This window comes from Pseudoclavibacter sp. VKM Ac-2867 (assembly GCF_015351275.1).
Lineage (GTDB): Bacteria > Actinomycetota > Actinomycetes > Actinomycetales > Microbacteriaceae > Pseudoclavibacter.
Genome location: NZ_JADKSL010000004.1, coordinates 101,609 through 121,620, shown reverse-complemented (window position 1 = coordinate 121,620; position 20,012 = coordinate 101,609). Strand labels below are relative to the sequence as shown.

The following is a 20,012-nucleotide window of genomic DNA, read 5'->3' as shown; positions in this document are numbered from 1 at the left end:
GTGCGGAAGGGGCTCCGCTCGCAGCCAGGAGCCTCAGCGCGCAATTTTGTTCTACGTCACCACAAATGTGGTGCCTCAGCGCGGCGCAGTGTGCCGCGACATCCAAGATCTCCGATTTGTGAAGATGTCTGTCGTCTCCGGCGTGTCACCGACCGGATGGTGCCCCCGCTGGGGCGCTGAGGCTCGCGGTCGTGTGCTCTGGGCAGTGGAGCGCGCGCTTGCCGCAGTCCTCGCAGGCGACGAAGCGCTCCCTGCAGGAGGGGTCGCTGCAGTTCTGGGTGCGGTGCGTCGGCGTCTCGCATTCGCGGCAGCGGCCGAGGATGTCGGTGTCGGGGCCGAATTCGAGGTGCTCGCGTGCGTCGAAGACCGCGAGGGAGCCTTTCCACAGCCCTTCGTTGCCGAACTGCTCCGCGTACCGGACGATGCCGCCGTCGAGCTGGTACACCTCGCTGAAGCCCCGCTTGAGCATGAGTGCGGAGAGGACCTCGCAGCGCACGCCTCCCGTGCAGTAGGTGACGACGGGCTTCGACTTGAGGTCGTCGTACTTGCCCGATTCGAGCTCGGCGATGAAGTCGCGGGTGGTTCCGGTCTCCGGAACGATGGCCCCCTCGAAGCGGCCGATCTGCGCCTCGATCGCGTTGCGGCCGTCGAAGAAGACGATCTCGTCGCGCGATTCGACGAGTGCGTGGAGCTCGTCGGGGGCGAGGTGGGTCCCGCCGCCCTTGACGCCGTGCTCGTCGACCTCGAGCTCGCCCGGTGCTCCGAAGCTAACGATCTCGTCGCGCACCTTCACGCTGAGGCGTGGGAAGTCGAGGCTCTGTCCCTGCTCGTCGAGTCCAGTGCCCTCCGACCACTTGTAGTCGGCGTCCTTGAAGGCCGCGTACTCCCGGGTGGTGCGCACGTAGCGCTTGAGCGCGTTCAGCTCGCCGCCGAGGGTGCCGTTGATGCCGTCCTTGGAGATCAGGATGCGCCCACGCAGCCCCAGGGACGCCGCGAGGTCGCGCTGCCAGAGGCGGATCGCCTCCGGGTCGGCGAGGGGCGCGAAGGCGTAGTAGAGCACGATCTTGGGGACAGCCATGAGGACGATTTTAGGTGAGGGCGCGTGCTGGCCAGGGGCAGGCATTCCGTCCATCATGCGAAGGGATCTCAAGTGCGGCCAACCGGCCAGCAGGCCCAACGACAGCCCTTGGTCTTGGATCGAAGAGGTATCTCACAGATCATCTGCTGGTCGGTGGAGTCGTGTCGTCAACTCGCGTACTTGTTCAGAAAAACCTTCTCGGTGCCGAAGAATCCGCAAATATTCCCAGTTTGTCTTGTGTGGGCCGGGTTTGCCTCTATTATCACGCAGGTGACTGAATCTCAATTGGAGCCCCCTTTTCCTAGTGAACGCTCCCAATGGCGTGCCTCATTGGTTCAACTCATAGCAGTCAGCCTGATTGCCCTTCTGTTCTACTCTCTACCGTTGGTCGTGCCGTTTCAGGCGGCCTTGTCGTCGACTTCATCCGTCGGTGATTGGGAGGCGCTCGGAACAGTTTTCACGACTATCGGAGCTTCGGTTCTCGATGGGGGTGTCGATGCCTTCAGTGTGGTGGTCACATTGCTCGCCGGTTTGTATGTCCTTGTGGCCGGCGGGCAACTATCCGGCTCGTTGGCGATCCCAAAAGTGCAGCGCATTCTCGCCACGGCGGCGATATCCCTTGTTGGATTCTTGTTTCCGGCGCTTCTTTTCAGTGGTATTGCGGTTTTGAACCAACCGGCCGAGCTCGGAAAGTTCATGCTTGTCGCCCCACTTGGGGCGGTGGTTGTAGTTTTGGCGACGCTCCTAGGCGAGTTCGTTGTCTACACCTCGCAAGAGCAGCTTCGCGCGAATATGGCGGCAGTTGCTAGGTCAGAGTCACTGATCGAAGGAATTGCTGCGAAACGTGAGGTGATGGTCGCCTCGGGAGTCGTTGCTTTGAGTTGGGAGCAGGCTATAGGGCAAGCGAACATATGGAGGCGTCGACTCAGGGTCGTTTTTGCTTCGTCACTCCTCGCAACGCTCGCGACTGCGGTTCTAACTGGCGTTTTGCTTGCTATCCAATATTTGAATTCACAGATCTACTTTCAGTTCTGGCTGAACTCGAATCTCGTGGTTCTTCTGGCGGGATTTATTCTATCCGTGGTAGTTGCAATGCTCTCCGGTGAGTCGGCGCGAGAGCGCTGGGTGAGTGATACGTCATTCTCGAAATACGTTACCCGTGTTGCTGTGGGTGCCGTGCTTTTCTTGATTCTGGCTTTTGGTTTTCTTCTCGGCATGTCGTTGGCTGAAAATCATGGATGGCTAGTCGGTTCGGTGTTCATTGTGACTGCCTGTGGACCGAGCCTTTTCATCTCGATCTCCACCCTGCTGCCAAAATCTCGCATCGGACTCGTCGGGATGCGACAAGCGGAACTTGATCTTGAGTCTCGGGTTAGCTCGGGTCGAGCGAAGATCGCGATACTTGAACGAGACCTCGAAGAGCGAGCGGCTAGTTCAAGCGATTTGCGCGAGAGTTTCCTGAGGCGAGTATTTCGCAGCTTCGGCTATCAGAAAGTGGATTCTAGGTCCAATGAGCGAAGATGAGCAGGGTCTTTGAGCGCTGATAGGTGAGGATCGCTCCCTCGCGAGTTTCGGAGTCGCGTTGATTCGAATTTCTCATAGGTCGCTATCGCACTGGCCGCGAGTCGCGGCGTGTGTCGGGAGGATCGAATGTCCGTGGGTCTGCGTACCCTTGCGGCATGCCAGATCGGGTCATGTCGCTCTATCGGCCGGCGGCGCCGGTCGATGTGCAGCAGACCCTGTCTCCCCTCATGCGGGGCAGGCGAGATCCGACGTGCTGGGTGCATCCCGTGTCGCGCGACGTCTGGCGCACGTCCCACTCGCTGGCGGGAGGCGCGACGACGGTGTTCCGCCAGGCGCGGGAGGGGGTGCGGATCGTGTCGTGGGGTGAAGCTGCTGAGATCGCGGTCGATGAGGCTCCCACGCTGCTGGGCTGCGACGACGACTGGAGCGAGCTCCGCCTCGACGCCCTGCCGGAGCTGGCGGATGTGCGGCGACGGAACGAGGGGATGCGGCTCCCGAAGTCGGGTGCGGTGTTCGAGGCGCTGAGTGCGGCGATCATCGAGCAGAAGATCACGGGCCTCGAGGCGCATCGCGCGTGGGACATCCTGCACCGCGACCACGCCGACGCGGCGCCAGGGCCGGCCGGTCTCGTGCCGCGGCACCTGCGCTTGCCGCTCACGCCGGAGCAGTGGCGGCGCATTCCGAGCTGGGATTGGCACCGGGCCGGCGTCGACTCCTCGCGATCCGGAACGGTCATCCGCTCGGCGACGGTCGCCTCGGCGCTGGAGCGCACGAGCAGCCTGCCGACGGGGTCGGAGGAGCCGCTTCGCCGTCTTCGCTCGATCGTGGGCGTCGGTGTGTGGACGGCCAACGAGACCGTGCAGCGCTCGCATGGCGACCCCGACGCTCCGAGCTTCAGTGATTACCACATCCCCAACATGGTCGGATGGGCGCTCGCGGGCTGCGACGTCGACGACGACGGCATGCGGGAGCTGCTCGAGCCGTGGCGCGGACATCGCGAGCGGGTCGTGCGGCTCATCAAGCTCGCGGGCAACCCGCGCCCGAAGCATGGCCCGCGTATGACCGTGCAAGACCACCGCTCCCACTGAGCTTCGCGCCCCGCGTCGACGCGCGCTGACCTCCTTCGAGGGTGCGTTCGCCCAAGGCTGACGGGGTTTTCAGCGAATTTTCTGGCACTCGAGGGGGTGGAGTGCTAATTTTCTGCTCAAGGAAGTTGACACCGGTCGACTCAAGTTCACCGCACCGTCTCGCGTAGACGAGCGTGCGTACAAGGAAGGGAAAACGACATGGCACGCGTCTTCGATCCGTTCCAGGAGATGGAACGACTTTTCCAGGGAGCACCGAACAGCCCGCGTTCGATGCCCATCGACCTCTACCGCGAGGCCGACCACTACATCCTCACCGCTGACCTGCCCGGCATCGACCCGAGCTCGATCGACGTCGACCTCGACGGCCAGCAGCTGACGATCCGGGCCGAGCGCAGCACGGTCAACGCCGAGGGGGCCAAGTGGCTCGTCCGTGAGCGCAACGGCGGCAGCTACCTCCGCCAGTTCACGCTCGGCCAGGGGCTCGACACCGAGCGCATCGCGGCGAGCTACGAGCATGGCGTGCTGACCGTGACCGTGCCGGTCAGCGAGCGCGCGAAGCCACGCAAGATCGAGGTCGAGAGCGGCACGAAGGTCGAGACCATCCAGGCCTAAGGGGCCCGGTGATCGCAGCTTCGTGAAGCGAACCCAGTAATGCAGAGAGGGGCAGCGCCGACTGGCGCTGCCCCTCTCTGTAACTCCGCGTTTCGGCACGTGCCCGCGACGCGCGCTTTCGCTGGTCAGGCGGCGTGGAGTCCCGTCCCTGCTTCTTCCGCGTCGCGGGCGAGCTTCGCGGCCGCCGCGTATCGGCTGCGGAGCGCCGCGTCAGGGGCAGGCTCGAGGCGAGCGATCGTCTCGACGGGCCAGTCCGGACGTGTCCCGGTCGCCACCCAGGCGGCCTGGCGGGCCGCGCCGTCGGCGACATACTCGCCGGGTGCTGGGATCTCGACGGGCACATCGAAGAGGGTCGGCGCGACGGCGCGCACGCCCTCGCTCAGCGCGGCGCCGCCGATGAGCATGACTCGCTTCGCCTCGACACCGAGCGCACGGTGGGCGTCGAGTGCCTGCGCGAGGCTGCCGAGCATGCCCTCGACTGCGGCCCTAGCGAGGTTCTCGCGGGTGAATGAGCCGCGGGTCATGCCGAGGAGCGATGCGGTCGCATCCGGCAGGTCGGGGGTGCGCTCCCCGTCGAGGTATGGCACGAACGCGAGACCACCGGAACCGACGGGGGCGGATGCGGCCAGCCGACCGAACTCCTCATGGTCGACGCCGAGCACCTCGGCGGTCGTGTCGATGACACGTGCTGCGTTGAGGGTCGCGGACAGGGGAAGGAATGCTCCCGTCGCGTCCGCGAACCCGGCGAGCCCGCCGCGGGGATCGACCACCGGTCGGTCGGCGACGGAGAACACGGTGCCTGAGGTGCCGATGGAGACGACGACGTCGCCCGCGCGCGCGTTGAGGCCGAGCGCCGCGCCGGCGTTGTCGCCGGCGCCCGCGGCGACGAGCGCGCCGGCCGGCGTCTTCCCCGCGACCTCGTCCGGTCCGAGCACACGAGGCAGGATGGCGTCGTGGCCGAGGGCCGCGATGAGCAGCTCGCGGTCGTAGTCGAGCGTGAAGGGCGACCAGTAGCCGGTCCCCGACGCGTCGGAGCGGTCGGTCGTGAGCTTCGTCAGGTCCGGGCCGAGGGGGCTCTCATCTGCGGGGCCGTAGCCGAGGAGACGCCACGTGAGCCAGTCATGGGGGAGGGCCACGGCTGCGACGCGCGCCGCGTTCTCGGGCTCCGCATCCCTCAGCCAGCGCAGCTTCGTGATGGTGAAGGAGGCAACGGGCACGAGTCCTGTGCGCTCGACGAGCGCAGCCTGGCCGAACTCGGCGATGAGGTCACGTGCTGCGCCTGCGCTGCGGGTGTCGTTCCAGAGGAGGGCGTCGCGGACGACGCGGCCTTCGGCGTCGAGGGCGACCATGCCGTGCTGCTGGCCGGCGACGGAGATCGCCGCCACGTCGTCGAGCCCGCCTGCGGCCTCGGTCGCGCCCTGGACGGCCGCCCACCAGTTCGCCGGGTCGATCTCCGTGCCGGGGAGGTGAGCTGCGCGCCCCTGGCGGACGAGCGCACCCGTCGCCGCATCGCGGATGACGAGCTTGCAGCTCTGCGTACTCGAGTCGAAGCCGGCGACGAGCATGGTGGTCTGCTTTCTGTAGGGCGAGTGCTGTGTTGAGGTTCAGGTAGTGATCGAGCATGCACGACAGAGCTGGGGCGGATGCACGCGCGTGGTGAGTGCATCCGCCGCAGCTCTGCGAGGGGGACGGGGGAGCCCGTCAGCTGTTGGGACGTGGACTAGCCGCGTGCGCCCATGAGGTGCTCGAGCGCGAGCTGCTGCAGGCGCACGAAGCCGAAGCCCTTGCCGTTGAAGTAGGCGTCGGCGTCGAAGTCCTCGAAGGCGGAGCGGTCAGCGAGGAAGTCGTCGTACGTCTCGCCCTCGCCGAGCGTGTTCGTGGAGAGCTCGTCGACGCGGGACGCCGCGAGAGCCTCCTGCACCTCGGGGTCGGCGCGGAAGGCAGCCGCGCGCTCCTTGAGGAGGAGGTAGGTGCGCATGTTCGCTGCCGCCGACTCCCAGACGCCCGTCTCGTCCTCGGTGCGCGAGGGCTTGTAGTCGAAGTGACGCGGGCCCGTGTAGGTCTGGCCGCCGTTGGGGCCGCCGTTCTCGAGCAGGTCGACGAGCGCAAACGCGTTCTGCAGGTCGCCGTGGCCGAACACGAGGTCCTGGTCGTACTTGATGCCGCGCTGGCCGTTGAGGTCGATGTGGAAGAGCTTGCCCTGGTAGAGCGCCTGCGCGATGCCTGCCGCGAAGTTGAGGCCGGCCATCTGCTCGTGCCCGACCTCGGGGTTCACACCGACGAGCTCAGGGCGCTCGAGGGTCTCGATGAAGGCGAGTGCGTGGCCGACCGTGGGGAGCAGGATGTCGCCGCGGGGCTCGTTCGGCTTCGGCTCGATCGCGAAGCGGATGTTGTAGCCCTTGTCGGTGACGTAGTCGCCGAGGAGGTTGACGGCCTCGCGGTAGCGCTCGAGGGCCTGGCGGATGTCCTTCGCGGAGTCGTACTCCGCACCCTCGCGGCCGCCCCACATGACAAACGTCTCGGCGCCGAGCGACGCGGCGAGGTCGAGGTTGCGGAGGACCTTGCGCAGCGCGAAGCGGCGCACGTCGCGGTCGTTGGAGGTGAAGCCGCCGTCCTTGAACACGGGAGCGGAGAAGAGGTTCGTCGTGACCATGGGAACCACGAGCCCGGTCGCATCCAGTGCGCCACGGAGTCGGGAGATCTGCGAGTCGCGGACCTCGTCGGTCGAGCCGAACGGGAAGAGGTCGTCGTCGTGGAAGGTGAGGCCGTAGGCGCCGGCTTCTGCGAGCTTCTCGACGACGTGCACGACGTCGAGGTCGGCGCGCGTCGGGCCGCCGAACGGGTCGGTCCCGTTGTAGCCGACGGTCCACAGACCGAATGAGAACTTGTCTGCGGGGGTGGGAGTCAGAGACATGGGAGTCCGTTCTAGGTATCGTCGTTGATAAGTTCCAGAGAGCAACATATAGCACTTCGTTGTGTCACTTCCACCACGAGTTCCGGATGGGACACGGTTCGGATGGTGCTTCGGGCCAGTTTTGTCACGAATCTGACACGGGGTTGCATAACCTGACCCAAGTGGGTATATGTTTGGCGCGACAACTTAGGGCAACACATTTCAGAGAGGAAATGACCGTCATGTCAGCAACGAAGAAGTTGCTCGGTCTCGCAGTCGTTGGAGGCCTCGCACTCGGTCTCACCGCATGCGACGCGCCAGCAGACCCAGCAGCAACCGGCGAAGCAGGAGCAGCAGTCGAGGTCGAGAGCGTCGGCATCTCGATGCCAACCCGCGAGCTCGAGCGTTGGATCAACGACGGAGCGCAGCTCCAGAGCAAGCTCGACGAGGCCGGCTTCACGACCGACCTGCAGTACGCCGAGAACGACCCGGACACGCAGATCTCGCAGATCCAGAACCAGATCGCATCCGGAGTCGACGTGCTCGTCGTCGCCGCCATCGACGGCTCGGTGCTCGCACCGGTGCTGCAGGATGCGGCTGACGAAGGCATCACGATCATCGCCTACGACCGCCTCATCAACGACACGGAGAACGTCGACTACTACGCGACGTTCGACAACTACGCGGTGGGCAAGCTCCAGGGCGAGTACATCGTCGACAGCCTGGACCTCGAGAACCAGCCTGGCCCGTTCTACCTCGAGCCCTTCGCCGGCAGCCCGGACGACAACAACGCCAAGTTCTTCTTCTCCGGAGCCTGGGACGTCCTCAAGCCGTACATCGACGAAGGCAAGCTCGTCGTCGCCTCCGGCAAGTCGCCGGCATCGAACGATGACTGGGCTTCAGTCGGCATCCAGGGCTGGGAGAGCGCTGGCGCTCAGGACGAGATGGAGAACCGTCTCGCCTCGAACTACAGCGACAAGAAGGTCGACGTCGTTCTCTCGCCGAACGACAGCCTCGCCCAGGGCATCGCGGAGGCGCTCGTCTCCTCCGGCTACACGCCCGGCTCCGAGTGGCCCATCCTTACGGGTCAGGACGCTGACAAGGCATCGGTCACGAACATCCTCGCCGACAAGCAGTCGATGACGGTCTGGAAGGACACCCGCCTCCTCGGCGACCAGGTCTTCGCCATGGTCGAGTCGCTCAAGGCAGGCACCGAGGTCGACGTCAACGACACCGAGAGCTACGACAACGGCGTCAAGGTCGTCCCCTCGTACCTCCTCGACCCCGAGGTCGTCACGAAGGACACCGTGCAGGAGAAGCTCATCGACAGTGGCTTCCTCAAGGCATCGGACGTCGGACTCTAACGAGTCACCGACACCACACACTGAACGCGCTCGGGCTGGCTGTGCCCCCACACCAGCCCGAGCGCGCTTCTGTTGCAGCTCGCGCCCCCGAGGCGCAGCAGTGCCGAGCGTTGATGCTCGGAAAGTGAGACGGAGCAATGGTGCAAGACGACACAATCCTGAAGATGTCGAACATCGTGAAGGAATTCAGCGGTGTGCGAGCCCTCGCGGGCGTCGACATCGAAGTCCGTCGCGGCGAGGTGCACGGCATCTGCGGCGAGAACGGCGCGGGCAAGTCGACGCTCATGAAGGTCCTGAGCGGCGTCTACCCCCACGGCACCTTCGAGGGGACCATCGAGTTCGATGGCCGCGAGGTGCGGTACAAGACCATCAACGACAGCGAGCACGACGGCATCGTCATCATCCACCAGGAGCTCGCACTCAGCCCTTACCTGTCGATCGCGGAGAACATCTTCCTCGGCAACGAGATCCAGCGCTTCGGCGTCATCGACTGGGATGAGACCAACCGCCGTGCGGCGGAGCTGCTCAAGCGGGTGGGCCTCAACGAGAACCCCGCCACCGTCATCCGCGAGATCGGCGTCGGCAAGCAGCAGCTCGTGGAGATCGCCAAGGCGCTCTCGAAAGACGTGAAGCTGCTCATCCTCGATGAGCCCACCGCGGCCCTCAACGACGAAGACTCCGCGCACCTGCTCGGCCTCATCGAGCAGCTGCGCGAGCAGGGCATCACGTCGATCATCATCTCCCACAAGCTCAAGGAGATCAGGCGCATCGCAGACCGCGTCACGATCATCCGCGACGGTGCAACGATCGACTCGATCGACATGACCGAACCGGATGCGACCGAGGGGCGGATCATCCGCGCCATGGTCGGCCGCGAGCTCAGCTCCATGTTCCCTCCCCGCGAGGCGGTCATCGGGGAGGAGAAGCTGCGCGTCGAGAACTGGACGGTGCACCACCCGGCCGACCCGAGCCGCAAGGTCGTCGACGACGTGTCGTTCCACGTGCGCGCCGGCGAGATCATCGGCTTCGCCGGCCTCATGGGAGCAGGCCGCACGGAACTCGCGATGAGCATCTTCGGACGCAGCTACGGCACGAACATCTCCGGTGAGGTGTACAAGTCGGGACAGCTGATCTCCACGAAGACGATCAACGAATCCATCAAGAACGGCCTGGCGTACACCACCGAGGACCGCAAGCACCTCGGCCTCAACCTCATCGGCGACATCCAGGCGAACATCTCCGCGGCAGCCGAAGGCAAGGTCTCCCGCTGGGGAGTCGTCGACGGCATCAAGGAGAACGGCGTCGCTGAGGGCTACCGCAAGTCCATGAACATCAAGACGGCGAGCGTCGCGACGCTCACGGGCAAGCTCTCCGGCGGCAACCAGCAGAAGGTCGTGCTCAGCAAATGGCTGCAGACCGACCCTGACGTGCTGTTCCTCGACGAGCCCACCCGCGGCATCGACGTCGGCGCGAAGTACGAGATCTACGGGCTCATCAACAAGCTCGTCGAGCAGGGCAGGGCGGTCGTCGTGATCTCCTCCGAGCTCCCCGAGCTGCTCGGTCTCGCCGACCGCATCTACACGATCTCCGAAGGCCGCCTCACGGGTGAGGTCTCCAAGGAGAACGCAACACAGGAACTGCTCATGCAGTACATGACCGCTGGAAAGGACGAGTCGTGACCACCACGAACACCGAGGCCGCGAAAGAAGCAGGCACCCGGAAAGTGAGGATGTCGGTCGACGTCCGCCAGTACGGGATCCTCGGCGCACTCGCCGTCATCATCATCCTGTTCCAGATCCTCACCGGCGGAAAGCTCCTGCTGCCCGCGAACATCAACAACCTCATCCAGCAGAACGCGTACGTGCTGATCCTCGCGGTCGGCATGATCATCGTCATCATCGCGGGTCACATCGACCTGTCGGTCGGCTCGGTCGTCGCCGTCGTTGGCGCCATCACGGCCATCGCCATCACCCAATGGGGACTGCCGTGGTTCGCGGCGGTGCTCATCGGCCTCGCGGCCGGGGCGGTGATCGGCATCTGGCAGGGATTCTGGATCGCCTACGTGGGCATACCGGCGTTCATCGTGACGCTGGCAGGCATGCTGCTGTTCCGAGGTCTCACGCTCGTACTCCTCACGGGTGGAACGATCAACGCGCTGCCAGACGAGTTCGTCGCCATCGGCAAGGGCTCGCTGCCGCAGTCGATGGGCACGATGCTCGGCGGGCACGACGTCGTCACGATGCTCATCGCGCTTGTCGTGGTCGCAGCCGTCATCGGAAGCCAGCTCCGCACCCGAACACGCCGCAAGAAGCTCGACCTTCCCGTCGAGCCCGGGGCTGCCCTCATCGCGAAGCTCGCGATCGTCGCCATCGCAGTCCTCGCGTTCGCGTGGCTGCTCTCGGCGCACAAGGGCCTGCCGATCATCCTCATCATCCTGGCCGTGCTGATCATGCTCTACACGTTCATCCTGCAGCGCACCGTCTTCGGCCGGAACGTATATGCCATGGGTGGCAACCTCTTCGCGGCAAAGATGAGCGGTGTGCGCACGGAGCGCGTCAACTTCCTCATCTTCGTCAACATGGGTGTGCTCGCGGCGCTCGCCGGCATCGTGACGACGGCTCGCGCAGGTGGCGCCGTCGCCTCAGCCGGCAACACCTACGAGCTCGACGCCATCGCGGCGGCGTTCATCGGCGGTGCGGCCGTGACCGGTGGAGTTGGTACGGTTATCGGCGCAGTCATCGGCGCGATGATCATGGGTGTCCTCAACATGGGACTCTCGATCCTCTCGGTCGACTCGGCCTGGCAGTCGGTCATCAAGGGCCTCGTGCTGCTGCTCGCCGTGGCGATCGACGTGCTCGGCAAGCGCCGAGGCGGACGCAGCTGATCTATTTCCGTCGCCCGCGCTGATCCCAGCGCGGGCGACGGAACGGCTCGGCCGAGCGCCAGCCTGCCCGGAACGAGAACCTGAACCAAACACGCAACGCCGTGATGAGCGAGAGAAGAGGACGGGCATGGCCACCGATCGTGTCGCCTCGTCGAACCTCTCCCTCATCCTCGAACGCCTCCACCGCGGCGGGCATGCGTCCCGAGCGGAGCTGACCCGCGAGACCGGCCTCAACCGCTCCACCATCGCGGCGCTAGTCTCCGAGCTCGCCGACCGCGGCATCGTCGAGGAGCACGAGCCCGTCGCCACGAATCTTGTCGGCAGGCCAAGCCCCATCGTCGGCGTCTGCGACAAGATCGTCGCCGTCGCGGTCGTGCCGGAGGTGGATGCCCTCAACGTGGGTGTCGTGAGCTTCCGCGGCGAGCTCCTGAAGCGCATCCGCTTCGAAACCGAGAAGCCGCCGACCGCGAGGGAAGCGGTCGCCATCGTGAAAGCCCTCGTCGAGGGCCTCAGCGAGAGCCTCGACACGCTCTACGAGTGCGTCGGCATCGGCGTCGCCGTGCCAGGACTCGTCCGGGCCTCCGACGGATTCGTGCGCTGGGTTCCCCACTTCGAGTGGCGAGACGTGCCGCTCGCCGAGCAGCTGCAGAAGGCCACGGGCCTGCCGGTGCTCGCCGCGAACGACGCCAACCTCGGCGCGGTCGCCGAGCACATCTTCGGCGCCGGTCGCGGCATCAGCAACATGCTCTACATGAACGGTGGCGCGAGCGGCATCGGCGGCGGCATCATCGCCGACGACCGACTCCTGCACGGTGTCGCCGGTTACGCGGGTGAGTTCGGACACAACCTCGTGGCGACTCCCGCGGCGCTCGGCAACTCGGGCGACGACGAGCTTGAGCGTGTCGTCAGCAGGCGTCGACTGCTCGCCGCCCTCGGCACGAAGAGCGCCAGCGACGACGAGCTGGAGCGGATGCTGCAGCAGAACATCGACCCAGCGGTGAAGCTCGAGACGCACCGCCAGCTCGGGGTGCTGAGCGTCGGCGTGCGCAACATGATCAACATCCTGAACCCCGAGCGGGTGGTGCTCGGCGGGTTCCTCGGCGTGCTGCTGGACCTCGAGCGCGATTTCTTCCTCGAGATCCTCGCCGAGCACACGCTCGCCCCGAACTACGGGGAGGTCGAGGTCGTGCGGGCCGGGCTCGGCAGCGACCTGCTGTTCATCGGCGCCGCCGAGCTGCAGTTCCAGGCGCTCATCGAACGCGCCCACCTGCGCCGCTAGCGTCCGCAGCCCGGTCCCTCCCGCGCGCCTCGCCGTAGCTCGCCCGCCTCGCCTCCCGTGCTTCGGGCTGGGTAAGTCACTTCGTTCGGGGAATCTTCCCGGTACGAAGTGACTTTTCCATCCCGAGACGGGATCTGGCGGGGGCAGCGAGGGGCGTACGGGGTTTGTGCGGGCATGCGCGAGCCGCTCCTGCCCCTCCAGGACTTCGGGCTGGGTAAGTCACTTCGTTCGGGGAATCTTCCCGGCTCGAAGTTACTTTTCCATCCCGAAACGGGATCTCGCGGGGCGAGCAAGCGGGCATGCGCGGAGCTACGGAGTGCCGGGCGCGCGCGGGGGACGCTTGTGGCGTCTACGCGGGGTTGCGGACCTCGGGGAACGCGATGACCTGACCCGAGTAGCAGAATCCGCCGCCGAAGCCGAGCAGCAGGGCGGGTCCACCGGGCTCCGCGACGCCAGCCTCGACCTGCTTGGCGAGCGCGATGGGGATGGAGGCGGCTGAAGTGTTTCCCGAGTAGACGACGTCGCGAGCGACCACGTCGTCGGCGAGGCCGAGCTGTTTGCCGAGGGCGTCGATGATGCGCAGGTTCGCCTGGTGCGGGACGAACGCGACGAGCTCGTCCGCTCGCACTCCGCCCTTCGCGAGCGCATCGATCGCGACGTGCTGCGCCTGCGTGATGGCCCAGCGGAAGACGCTGCGGCCCTCCTGCTCGAAGCGGCCGGACGGCTGCTGGATGCGCACGAGGTTGCCGAGCTCCGGCTGCGAACCCCATGCGACGGGGGCGACGCCGGGAGTCTCGCTGCGCTCGAGCACAACCGCGCCGGCACCGTCTGCCATGAGGATGGCGGTGGTGCGGTCGGTCCAGTCCATGAAGTCGCTCATGCGCTCTGCGCCGATGATGAGGGCGCGGCTCGCGGAGCCGGCGCTGATCGCCTGGTCGGCGACGGCGAGCGCCTGCGAGAAGCCGGCGCATGCCGCGTTGAGGTCGAAGGCGACGGGGTGCGTCGCGCCGATGCGGGTCGCGACCTGCGCGGCCGTCGACGGCGAACGGTCCATGGCCGTCATCGTCGCGACGATGACCATGTCGATGTCCGTGCCCTGAACGCCTGCGGAGAGGAGCGCCTTGACGCCGGCAGCTGCGGCCAGGTCGGTGACGCTCTGCCCGTCTGCGGCAAGTCGGCGCTCGCGGATGCCGACGCGTGACGTGATCCACTCGTCGCTCGTGTCGAGAGTCTGCGAGAGCTCATCGTTCGTCACGATGCGCTCCGGCGACTCGTAGCCGACTCCGACGATGCGCGAGTGCACTGGCTGAGGCTGGGGGAAGGAAAGCATGATCAACGCAGAATCCTACCCTCCGGTCAGTGCTGGTCTCTGTGGGGGTATTCGGAGCGTGCGCGCCGCCCGGATTGCCGCATCGACCGGGGTCGCCCGGGGTGCGCGTCAGCTTCGGGGGAGCGCGCCGATCTCGTCACCGGCTTCGTTGTAGATCACGAGCGAGTCGCCGTCGACCGAGGCCGACGTGGCGCCGACGAGCCAGGTGTCGACGCCCTCGCAGAACATCATCGTCGAGGCGAGGGCGCCGAACTCGACCTTCCCGTCGGTCTCGCTCCAGTCGCCCATGAGCCGGTTGCAGCCGTCGTTGCCCGTCACCCTGCCGTCGTCCGAGAGACGCAGGCCGGGTTCGCCCTGCCCGCTCGAGTCGGGGGTGCCCCAGGTGCCAACCGCCGACGCGGCTGTCTGCGCGCATCCGCTGAGGAACAGAAGGGTCGCTGCCGCGACTGCGATGCTGACGCCGATGTTCTTCACGAGGGCTCCGATGCTCGGGGGTGTCCACATCGTAGCGAGTCGAGCCGGAGCGACGGATACCCTGTTGCCATGCCCGAACTGACGCCAGAACAAGTCGAGACGCTGACGGAGCTCGCGATGGGCTGCGCTCGCCGCGGTGACAGCCAGACGCTGGTGGAGCTCATCGAGCAGGGCATGCCGGTCGACCTGCAGGACGCGGCCGGCAACACCGCGCTGATGCTCGCCGCGTACAGCGGCCACGCGGGGGCCGTCCAGGCGCTCATCCGTCACGGAGCCAATGTGGACCTGTGCAATGCGCGGAACCAGTCGCCCATCGCGGGGGCGCTCTTCAAGGGCGAGGATGAGATCGTACGGCTGCTCCGGGACGCGGGCGCGGACCTCGACGCGGGAACGCCGACGGCGCGCGCGACCGCTGACATGTTCGGCCAGACGCACCTGCTGAGCTGACCGTCCCGACTGAAAGTGGGATCCGGCAACGGGAGACCTGTGGCGCAGGAACCGAGCGCTTCGGAACCCGAGCTCGCCGAAGAGTTGCCCGAATGCCAGGCTGGGGGCATGGCCACCTCCATTTCGCAGGCGCTCACGCAACCGCACCTCGGCGTGTGGCGTCCTGAGACGGGGCGGCTCCAACGCTTCGAGAAGACGGTCACCCTCGGCGACGGGGATGCGCTGTGGGAGCGCGCCGCGGCAGACGTGCTCCTCTGGCGAGTCAAGACGCGCAGCGGGTTCGAGGTGCACCCGGACGGGGCCCGTGCAGTTGTGGGGGCGCGGCCGACGATCATCGCCGGGTGGGCTGGGGTGCGCATCCAGGAGCCCGTCGAGGTCGTGGCCGTCGTCGACGAGCCGACGAGGGTTGGGTTCGCCTACCGGACCCTCCCGGGGCATCCCGTGCAGGGCGAGGAGGCATTCATCGTCCGGCGAGTGGATGCTCGGGTCGAGTTCACGATCCGATCGCTGACCCGTCCTGCACCCTCGGGGCCTTGGCGCACGCTGTTCCCGCTCCTCCGGGTCGCGCAGATCGTGGCCAGGCGGAGGTACGAGCGCGCGCTTCGGTGAGGCGCGGAACAAGCGCCGGGTCCGTGGTGTTCGACTCAGTGTGACGACGACGATGCTGCAGGCGCCCCCGAGTGACGCGTTCGACCGCGCCCTCGCCTCCCTGGAGTGGACGCTCATCGGATCGCACCGCCATCGGCTCGCTGCTGGGGAGCCGATCGTGCGTCGCCATGCTGGTCCGGGGTTCGTGTTCGTCTTCCGCGGCGGCGTCCGACTCTCGACCTTGGGGGCACCGGTCGTGGACCTCGCGGCGGGTGATCTGGTCTTCTTCCCCAGGGAGCACGTGTCGTCGGTGCTCGCGAGCGTCGAAGCCGAGTTCATCGACGTCGGCTTCGAGGAGGCGCCACAGGCGCAGACCGCGGCCGAGGCGCTGCCGGCGTCTCTGATCGTGCGTGACTTCGCCGGGCAGGAGCCCTCGATGGTGGCGCTCATCGACGGCATGGCGTGCGCTTGGAGTCTCGAGGGCGCACGTACTCGGCCGGGCGACGCCGTGATCTGCAGCCGCATCGCGACGACCATCGTGTCGACGGCGCTCCGCGCCTGGAACGAGGCCGGATGCGCGCCGGCAGGCTGGCTGCGTGACGTCACCGAGCCGCAGCTCGCGGCTGCCCTCGAAGCCCTCCACCAGAAGCCGGGCGACCCGTGGACGCTCGACGAGCTCGCCCGCGTCGCGCGGATGTCGCGCTCGGTCTTCGCCGCGCGGTTCCAGGAGTCCGTCGGCGAGACGCCCATCGGATACCTGACGCGCGTGCGCATCGAGACGGCCAAGGGGCTGCTCCTGCGGAGCGAGCTGACGATCGGGGCTGTCGCGAGCGGACTCGGCTACGAGTCGCAGGCGGGCTTCAGTCGCGCGTTCCAACGGCACACGGGTTCCACGCCCGGACGCTGGCGCGCCGAGGCGCGATCACGGTCGGAGCGAGGAATGCGCGCCAGCTCCTGACGCGCATCCGCTCGACCTGGCCAGGCGAACCGCTCAGCTGGAGCGGCCGGGGAAGCGCGCGCTGCCGAAGATGAGACCGCCGACGATCGCCGATACGGATGCGACGACAAGTGCGGGCGTGACGCCGATCAGGTCGATGAGCAGGCCGCCGACACCGGCACCGAGGGTGATGGCGAGCTGGAAGCCGGCAACCGAGAGCCCGCCACCCGATTCCATGCGGTCGGGGACCAGGCGACCCATCCACGTTCCCAGCGTCGTGAGCCAGCCCCCGAACCCGATGCCCCACGTGGTGACGGCGACCGCGACGAGCCAGATCTGACCGGGTGCGAGCGCGACGATGCCGATCGAGACGCCGATGAGGAGGGGCACGGCGAATCGCAGCACGGCGAGGTGCCGGTCGACGAGCAGCCCCACGACGAAGTTGCCGATGACGCCGCCGATGCCGAAGGCGACGAGCAGGGCGGCGACGCCGACCCCGTCGAGTCCGGGCACTCGGTCGATGGCGAGGCGGATGTACGTGAAGGCCACGAAGTGGCCGAGGACGGTGAGGATGTGTCCGGTCAGTCCCACGCGGATGCCGGGGACGCGGAGCGTCTCCACGAGCGAGCGGAAGCCGCCGCTCGATGCGGTCGGGGGAACGTGCGGGAGGGCCAGTCGCAGCGCGATCGCGACGACGACGGTCACGACGGCGACGCTCGCGAAGATGAGGCGCCAGTCCATGATCGTGCCGAGGTAGCTGCCGAGCGGCACGCCGGCGACGGTCGCGACCGTGGTGCCCGTGTTGACGAGCATGATGGCCCTGCCCAGGTGCTTGGGCTGGGAGAGGCTCGCGGCGATGGCGATGGACATGGCCCAGAAGGCGCCGAGCGCCGCGCCGAGCAGGAGCCGGGCGATGAGCAGGAGCACGAACCCGGGCGCGACGGCGACGACCGCGCTCGAGAGCGCGGCGGCGCCGGCGAGCACCACGAGCAGGGTGCGACGGTCGAGGCGGGGCACGAGGATGCCGATCGTGGGGGCCGTGAGGAACCCGACGAACGCCGTCACGGTGACGGTCTGCCCGGCCTGCCCCTCCGTGATGCCGAGGGAGGCAGCCATGGACGGCAGGAGGCTCGGCGGGAGGAACTCGGCGACGACGAGGACGAAGCTCGTAGCCATCATGGCCGCGATGGCTGCCCACGCCGTCTTTGGGGGAGTCTGCGTCTGAGGAGTCTGCGTCGCAGCGACGGTGGGGATGGTTCCTGTGGTCATGTGCCAAGCATCCTCGAACTCGGGGTCGAGCGTGTGACCGTCCGTCCGATTCGTTGCACCGATCGTCCGCCGCCGTCAGAGTCGCCGCCCCGTCACACGGGTGGCACGGTCACCTTGAGTGCGCGCTTCCTGTTCCGTCCACCGCGCTCGAGGGGCAGCTCAGTCGTGCTGTCGTCGATCACCTGGGCGAGCGTCCAGTCCATCCGGAACAGCGCGATCAGCGCTTCTCCGGAGGGTGATCTGGGGTCGAAGGAGCTGGCCTGGTCCTGCAGCAGGGCGTTGACCGACTGGTGGTCGTCGGCGTCCCTGTCGATCGCGGGCTGGCCACGAGACTCGGCCAGCGCGCGGCGGGCGGCGGATGCGCGCGCGGCGACCCTCGAGATCGCGGCGGCCACCAGCAGGTCCGGCCGGTCGAGATCGCCGTCGAGCTGGACGAGACGAGCTGCGGATCTCGTCGCGATGTACATGAGGTGCACGGCGTTCCCTGTTCTCCTCGGGCCGGTGACGAGGAAGGCCGTGGACATGCCGGAGACGGCGGTGTCGACGTCGCCTTGCGCGAGCTCCAGCGTGCGAAGTCCCGTTCGGAGCGCGGTGGTCGTGCCGAGGTTCACCGGGGTCGCCAGCAGTCTGCCGAGGAGTGCATCCAAGGCGTCCAGGTAGGCGTTCACCTTGGCGTCCAGCGCCGGTTTCGAGCTGGACGAGAGGATGAGGTAGGCGCAGAGCACGCCGATGACGCCGCCCGCGATGGTCTCCTCGAGGCGAGTCTCGAGGACGTCGGCGCCGAGCTTCCCGAGTAGGCGGTACAGGGCGACGAGGATGGTCGTGGTGAAGAGCGCCGAGTAGAGGTAGTTGAGCGGTCCGAAGTAGAGCGCCCCGAAGACGCCGAGGACGCAGATCGCGCTCAGCACGTTCACGTTCCCCGAGGCGAGGGCCACCGCGGCGACGCCGACGATGATGCCGATGGCGGTGCCGAGGATCCGACGGAAGGCGCGCGTGAGGATCCCGCCTCTTGTGGTGGTTCCGGCGAAGATCAGGGAGGCGGTGATGACCGCCCAGTACCAATGCGAGGCGGAGATGGCCTCGCCGACGATGGATGCGATCGATGCGGCGGCCATGGCCTGCACCGTCATGCGCGTCCAGGGATCCTGCTTCGGGGCAAGCGAGACGTGCGGCTGTGCCGAGCCTGAGCCAGACCTCGGCCTCGGGTCTGGTCGCGTGCCGACGATGGTGAGCTCTCGCAGCCGGGCGTGCGCGTGAACGCAGCGCGCGATGAGGTAGCTCGCGAACGTCGCCCCGAGACGGGTGCCGCGTTGCGAGGGTCGATGCGCGATGATGTCCGTCGCCCACTCGGTAGCGGCGCTGATGTCACGCGCGGGAGCACGCTCGTCGAGCACCGTCCGGAGGTGCGCGAGATCCTGATGGAGCTGGGTGGGCAGATCGGCGGCGCTCGCGGTGAGGCGGGCCAGCAGGTAGCAGAGCTCTTGAATGTCGACGCGGGCGTCGAGGACCCGATCGCCGAGCGTCCTCGGGTCACCGTCCGCGTGCAGCTCGGCGTCCGAGCTCCGCTGCCACGCGTCGATGGATTCGCTGGTCGCGTCGATGCGCGCGAGCCTCAGGCGCAGGGCTCCGGGGCGACCGGGGCGCGAGGCGGCGTCGAGCGCCGACTCCGACGCGGCCCGCAGCTCTCTGAAGAGCAGCAGCAGCTGCCGCCTGGGTCTCTGCAGGAGGAGCGCCGCGCGCGCGCCGAGCTGTGTCGTGCAGGCGAGGAGGGCGATCAGGCACAGCGCCGGCAGCTGATCGTGCGTGGGCTTCAGGAGGAGCGCGAAGAAGCACCCCATGAAGGCGACGGTGCCGAGCGAGCCCGCTCTGGCGCCGTAGCGGCGCACCCAGACGGCGGCTCCGCTGACGAGGATGAAGGCGCCGATCGCGAGGATGCGGTTCGGGGCGAGGAGCGCTGCGAGGGCGATCACGGCCACCGAGACGGGAATGAGGAGCGTCGTCGTGACGAGGCGCTCTCGTGGCGAACGATCCTTGACCGAGGCACCGGCCATGATCGACAGGAAGATGCCGACGCTCAGGAGCGAGCGCTCGGCGTGGAGCTGTCCGATGAGCTGGTTGGTGAGGAGCGCGCTCGCGAGGACACCGAGCGAGACGGCGGTGGCCGTGGTGAGTCGTGCACGGGCAGGGTCGCGAGCTGCCAGGAGCAGGCGGAGGGTGTTGCGCATCAGCTCACCCGCTGCTGAAC

The 20,012-nt window shown here is 67.1% G+C and carries 17 protein-coding genes; 10 read left to right on the top strand and 7 right to left on the bottom strand.

The window, feature by feature from the left end; genetic code table 11:
- Window positions 1-145 precede the first annotated feature (145 nt).
- On the bottom strand, window positions 146-1,078 hold the full coding sequence (locus tag ITJ67_RS06000; protein WP_194677054.1) for a rhodanese-related sulfurtransferase: 933 nt from the start codon (window positions 1,076-1,078) through the stop codon (window positions 146-148).
- A gap of 180 nt (window positions 1,079-1,258) precedes the next feature.
- Between ITJ67_RS06000 and ITJ67_RS05995 the strand changes: the two genes are divergently transcribed.
- The 3 genes from ITJ67_RS05995 (at window position 1,259) to ITJ67_RS05985 (ending at window position 4,302) form a co-directional block, all read left to right on the top strand.
- Window positions 1,259-2,602, top strand: a complete 1,344-nt coding sequence (locus tag ITJ67_RS05995) for a hypothetical protein (RefSeq protein WP_194677053.1) — start codon at window positions 1,259-1,261, stop codon at window positions 2,600-2,602.
- A gap of 155 nt (window positions 2,603-2,757) precedes the next feature.
- Window positions 2,758-3,690 carry a DNA-3-methyladenine glycosylase family protein gene (locus ITJ67_RS05990; protein WP_194677052.1) on the top strand — a complete coding sequence of 311 codons (933 nt, stop codon included), beginning with the start codon at window positions 2,758-2,760 and terminating at the stop codon, window positions 3,688-3,690.
- 198 nt (window positions 3,691-3,888) lie between these two features.
- Window positions 3,889-4,302, top strand: a complete 414-nt coding sequence (locus tag ITJ67_RS05985; protein WP_104243543.1) for an Hsp20/alpha crystallin family protein — start codon at window positions 3,889-3,891, stop codon at window positions 4,300-4,302.
- 125 nt (window positions 4,303-4,427) lie between these two features.
- Here the strand turns inward: ITJ67_RS05985 and ITJ67_RS05980 are convergent, their stop codons facing one another.
- Window positions 4,428-5,867 carry a xylulokinase gene (locus tag ITJ67_RS05980; protein ID WP_160070649.1) on the bottom strand — a complete coding sequence of 480 codons (1,440 nt, stop codon included), beginning with the start codon at window positions 5,865-5,867 and terminating at the stop codon, window positions 4,428-4,430.
- 155 nt (window positions 5,868-6,022) lie between these two features.
- Window positions 6,023-7,216 carry a xylose isomerase gene (gene xylA / locus ITJ67_RS05975; protein ID WP_194677051.1) on the bottom strand — a complete coding sequence of 398 codons (1,194 nt, stop codon included), beginning with the start codon at window positions 7,214-7,216 and terminating at the stop codon, window positions 6,023-6,025.
- Window positions 7,217-7,437: 221 nt separating this feature from the next.
- Here xylA and chvE point away from each other — a divergent pair, with 221 nt between their 5' ends.
- The 4 genes from chvE (at window position 7,438) to ITJ67_RS05955 (ending at window position 12,722) form a co-directional block, all read left to right on the top strand.
- The gene (gene chvE, locus ITJ67_RS05970) at window positions 7,438-8,559 is read left to right on the top strand and encodes a multiple monosaccharide ABC transporter substrate-binding protein (RefSeq protein WP_160070647.1); all 1,122 of its coding nucleotides are present in this window, start codon (window positions 7,438-7,440) and stop codon (window positions 8,557-8,559) included.
- A gap of 164 nt (window positions 8,560-8,723) precedes the next feature.
- Window positions 8,724-10,238 carry a multiple monosaccharide ABC transporter ATP-binding protein gene (mmsA, locus tag ITJ67_RS05965; protein ID WP_323741402.1) on the top strand — a complete coding sequence of 505 codons (1,515 nt, stop codon included), beginning with the start codon at window positions 8,724-8,726 and terminating at the stop codon, window positions 10,236-10,238.
- 50 nt (window positions 10,239-10,288) lie between these two features.
- Window positions 10,289-11,443 carry a multiple monosaccharide ABC transporter permease gene (gene mmsB / locus ITJ67_RS05960; RefSeq protein ID WP_160071525.1) on the top strand — a complete coding sequence of 385 codons (1,155 nt, stop codon included), beginning with the start codon at window positions 10,289-10,291 and terminating at the stop codon, window positions 11,441-11,443.
- A gap of 127 nt (window positions 11,444-11,570) precedes the next feature.
- On the top strand, window positions 11,571-12,722 hold the full coding sequence (locus ITJ67_RS05955; RefSeq protein WP_160070645.1) for an ROK family transcriptional regulator: 1,152 nt from the start codon (window positions 11,571-11,573) through the stop codon (window positions 12,720-12,722).
- A gap of 349 nt (window positions 12,723-13,071) precedes the next feature.
- Here ITJ67_RS05955 and ITJ67_RS05950 read toward each other — a convergent pair whose 3' ends face one another.
- Both ITJ67_RS05950 and ITJ67_RS05945 read right to left on the bottom strand, forming a co-directional pair.
- Window positions 13,072-14,052 carry a beta-ketoacyl-ACP synthase III gene (locus ITJ67_RS05950; RefSeq protein ID WP_160073092.1) on the bottom strand — a complete coding sequence of 327 codons (981 nt, stop codon included), beginning with the start codon at window positions 14,050-14,052 and terminating at the stop codon, window positions 13,072-13,074.
- 108 nt (window positions 14,053-14,160) lie between these two features.
- Window positions 14,161-14,556, bottom strand: coding sequence for an META domain-containing protein (locus ITJ67_RS05945; protein ID WP_194677050.1), 396 nt, complete (start codon window positions 14,554-14,556; stop codon window positions 14,161-14,163).
- 39 nt (window positions 14,557-14,595) lie between these two features.
- Between ITJ67_RS05945 and ITJ67_RS05940 the strand changes: the two genes are divergently transcribed.
- From ITJ67_RS05940 to ITJ67_RS20210, 3 genes are all read left to right on the top strand, one after another.
- Window positions 14,596-14,973 (top strand): ankyrin repeat domain-containing protein, encoded by a 378-nt coding sequence (locus ITJ67_RS05940; protein WP_160073088.1) that lies wholly within the window; start codon window positions 14,596-14,598, stop codon window positions 14,971-14,973.
- A gap of 108 nt (window positions 14,974-15,081) precedes the next feature.
- A complete protein-coding gene (locus ITJ67_RS05935) occupies window positions 15,082-15,582 on the top strand; it encodes a DUF1990 family protein (RefSeq protein WP_194677049.1) in 501 nt (166 codons plus the stop codon).
- A 40-nt stretch (window positions 15,583-15,622) separates the two neighbouring features.
- Window positions 15,623-16,519: an AraC family transcriptional regulator gene (locus ITJ67_RS20210; RefSeq protein WP_323741401.1), complete on the top strand. Its 897-nt coding sequence runs from the start codon at window positions 15,623-15,625 to the stop codon at window positions 16,517-16,519.
- Window positions 16,520-16,552: 33 nt separating this feature from the next.
- On the opposite strand, the gene ITJ67_RS05925 is transcribed toward ITJ67_RS20210, so the two are convergent.
- Entirely contained in the window at window positions 16,553-17,767 is a 1,215-nt protein-coding gene (locus tag ITJ67_RS05925) for an MFS transporter (protein WP_194677048.1), read from the bottom strand.
- 92 nt (window positions 17,768-17,859) lie between these two features.
- Window positions 17,860-19,992, bottom strand: coding sequence for an FUSC family protein (locus ITJ67_RS05920; RefSeq protein WP_194677047.1), 2,133 nt, complete (start codon window positions 19,990-19,992; stop codon window positions 17,860-17,862).
- Window positions 19,993-20,012: the final 20 nt, after the last annotated feature.

Coding starts and splice junctions, on each gene's coding strand:
- ITJ67_RS06000 (WP_194677054.1), bottom strand. CDS start 1,078: ATGGCTGTCCCCAAGATCGTGCTCTACTACGCCTTCGCGCCCCTCGCC.
- ITJ67_RS05990 (WP_194677052.1), top strand. CDS start 2,758: ATGCCAGATCGGGTCATGTCGCTCTATCGGCCGGCGGCGCCGGTCGAT.
- ITJ67_RS05985 (WP_104243543.1), top strand. CDS start 3,889: ATGGCACGCGTCTTCGATCCGTTCCAGGAGATGGAACGACTTTTCCAG.
- ITJ67_RS05980 (WP_160070649.1), bottom strand. CDS start 5,867: ATGCTCGTCGCCGGCTTCGACTCGAGTACGCAGAGCTGCAAGCTCGTC.
- xylA (WP_194677051.1), bottom strand. CDS start 7,216: ATGTCTCTGACTCCCACCCCCGCAGACAAGTTCTCATTCGGTCTGTGG.
- chvE (WP_160070647.1), top strand. CDS start 7,438: ATGTCAGCAACGAAGAAGTTGCTCGGTCTCGCAGTCGTTGGAGGCCTC.
- mmsA (WP_323741402.1), top strand. CDS start 8,724: ATGTCGAACATCGTGAAGGAATTCAGCGGTGTGCGAGCCCTCGCGGGC.
- mmsB (WP_160071525.1), top strand. CDS start 10,289: ATGTCGGTCGACGTCCGCCAGTACGGGATCCTCGGCGCACTCGCCGTC.
- ITJ67_RS05955 (WP_160070645.1), top strand. CDS start 11,571: ATGGCCACCGATCGTGTCGCCTCGTCGAACCTCTCCCTCATCCTCGAA.
- ITJ67_RS05950 (WP_160073092.1), bottom strand. CDS start 14,052: ATGCTTTCCTTCCCCCAGCCTCAGCCAGTGCACTCGCGCATCGTCGGA.
- ITJ67_RS05945 (WP_194677050.1), bottom strand. CDS start 14,556: ATGTGGACACCCCCGAGCATCGGAGCCCTCGTGAAGAACATCGGCGTC.
- ITJ67_RS05940 (WP_160073088.1), top strand. CDS start 14,596: ATGCCCGAACTGACGCCAGAACAAGTCGAGACGCTGACGGAGCTCGCG.
- ITJ67_RS05935 (WP_194677049.1), top strand. CDS start 15,082: ATGGCCACCTCCATTTCGCAGGCGCTCACGCAACCGCACCTCGGCGTG.
- ITJ67_RS05925 (WP_194677048.1), bottom strand. CDS start 17,767: ATGACCACAGGAACCATCCCCACCGTCGCTGCGACGCAGACTCCTCAG.
- ITJ67_RS05920 (WP_194677047.1), bottom strand. CDS start 19,992: ATGCGCAACACCCTCCGCCTGCTCCTGGCAGCTCGCGACCCTGCCCGT.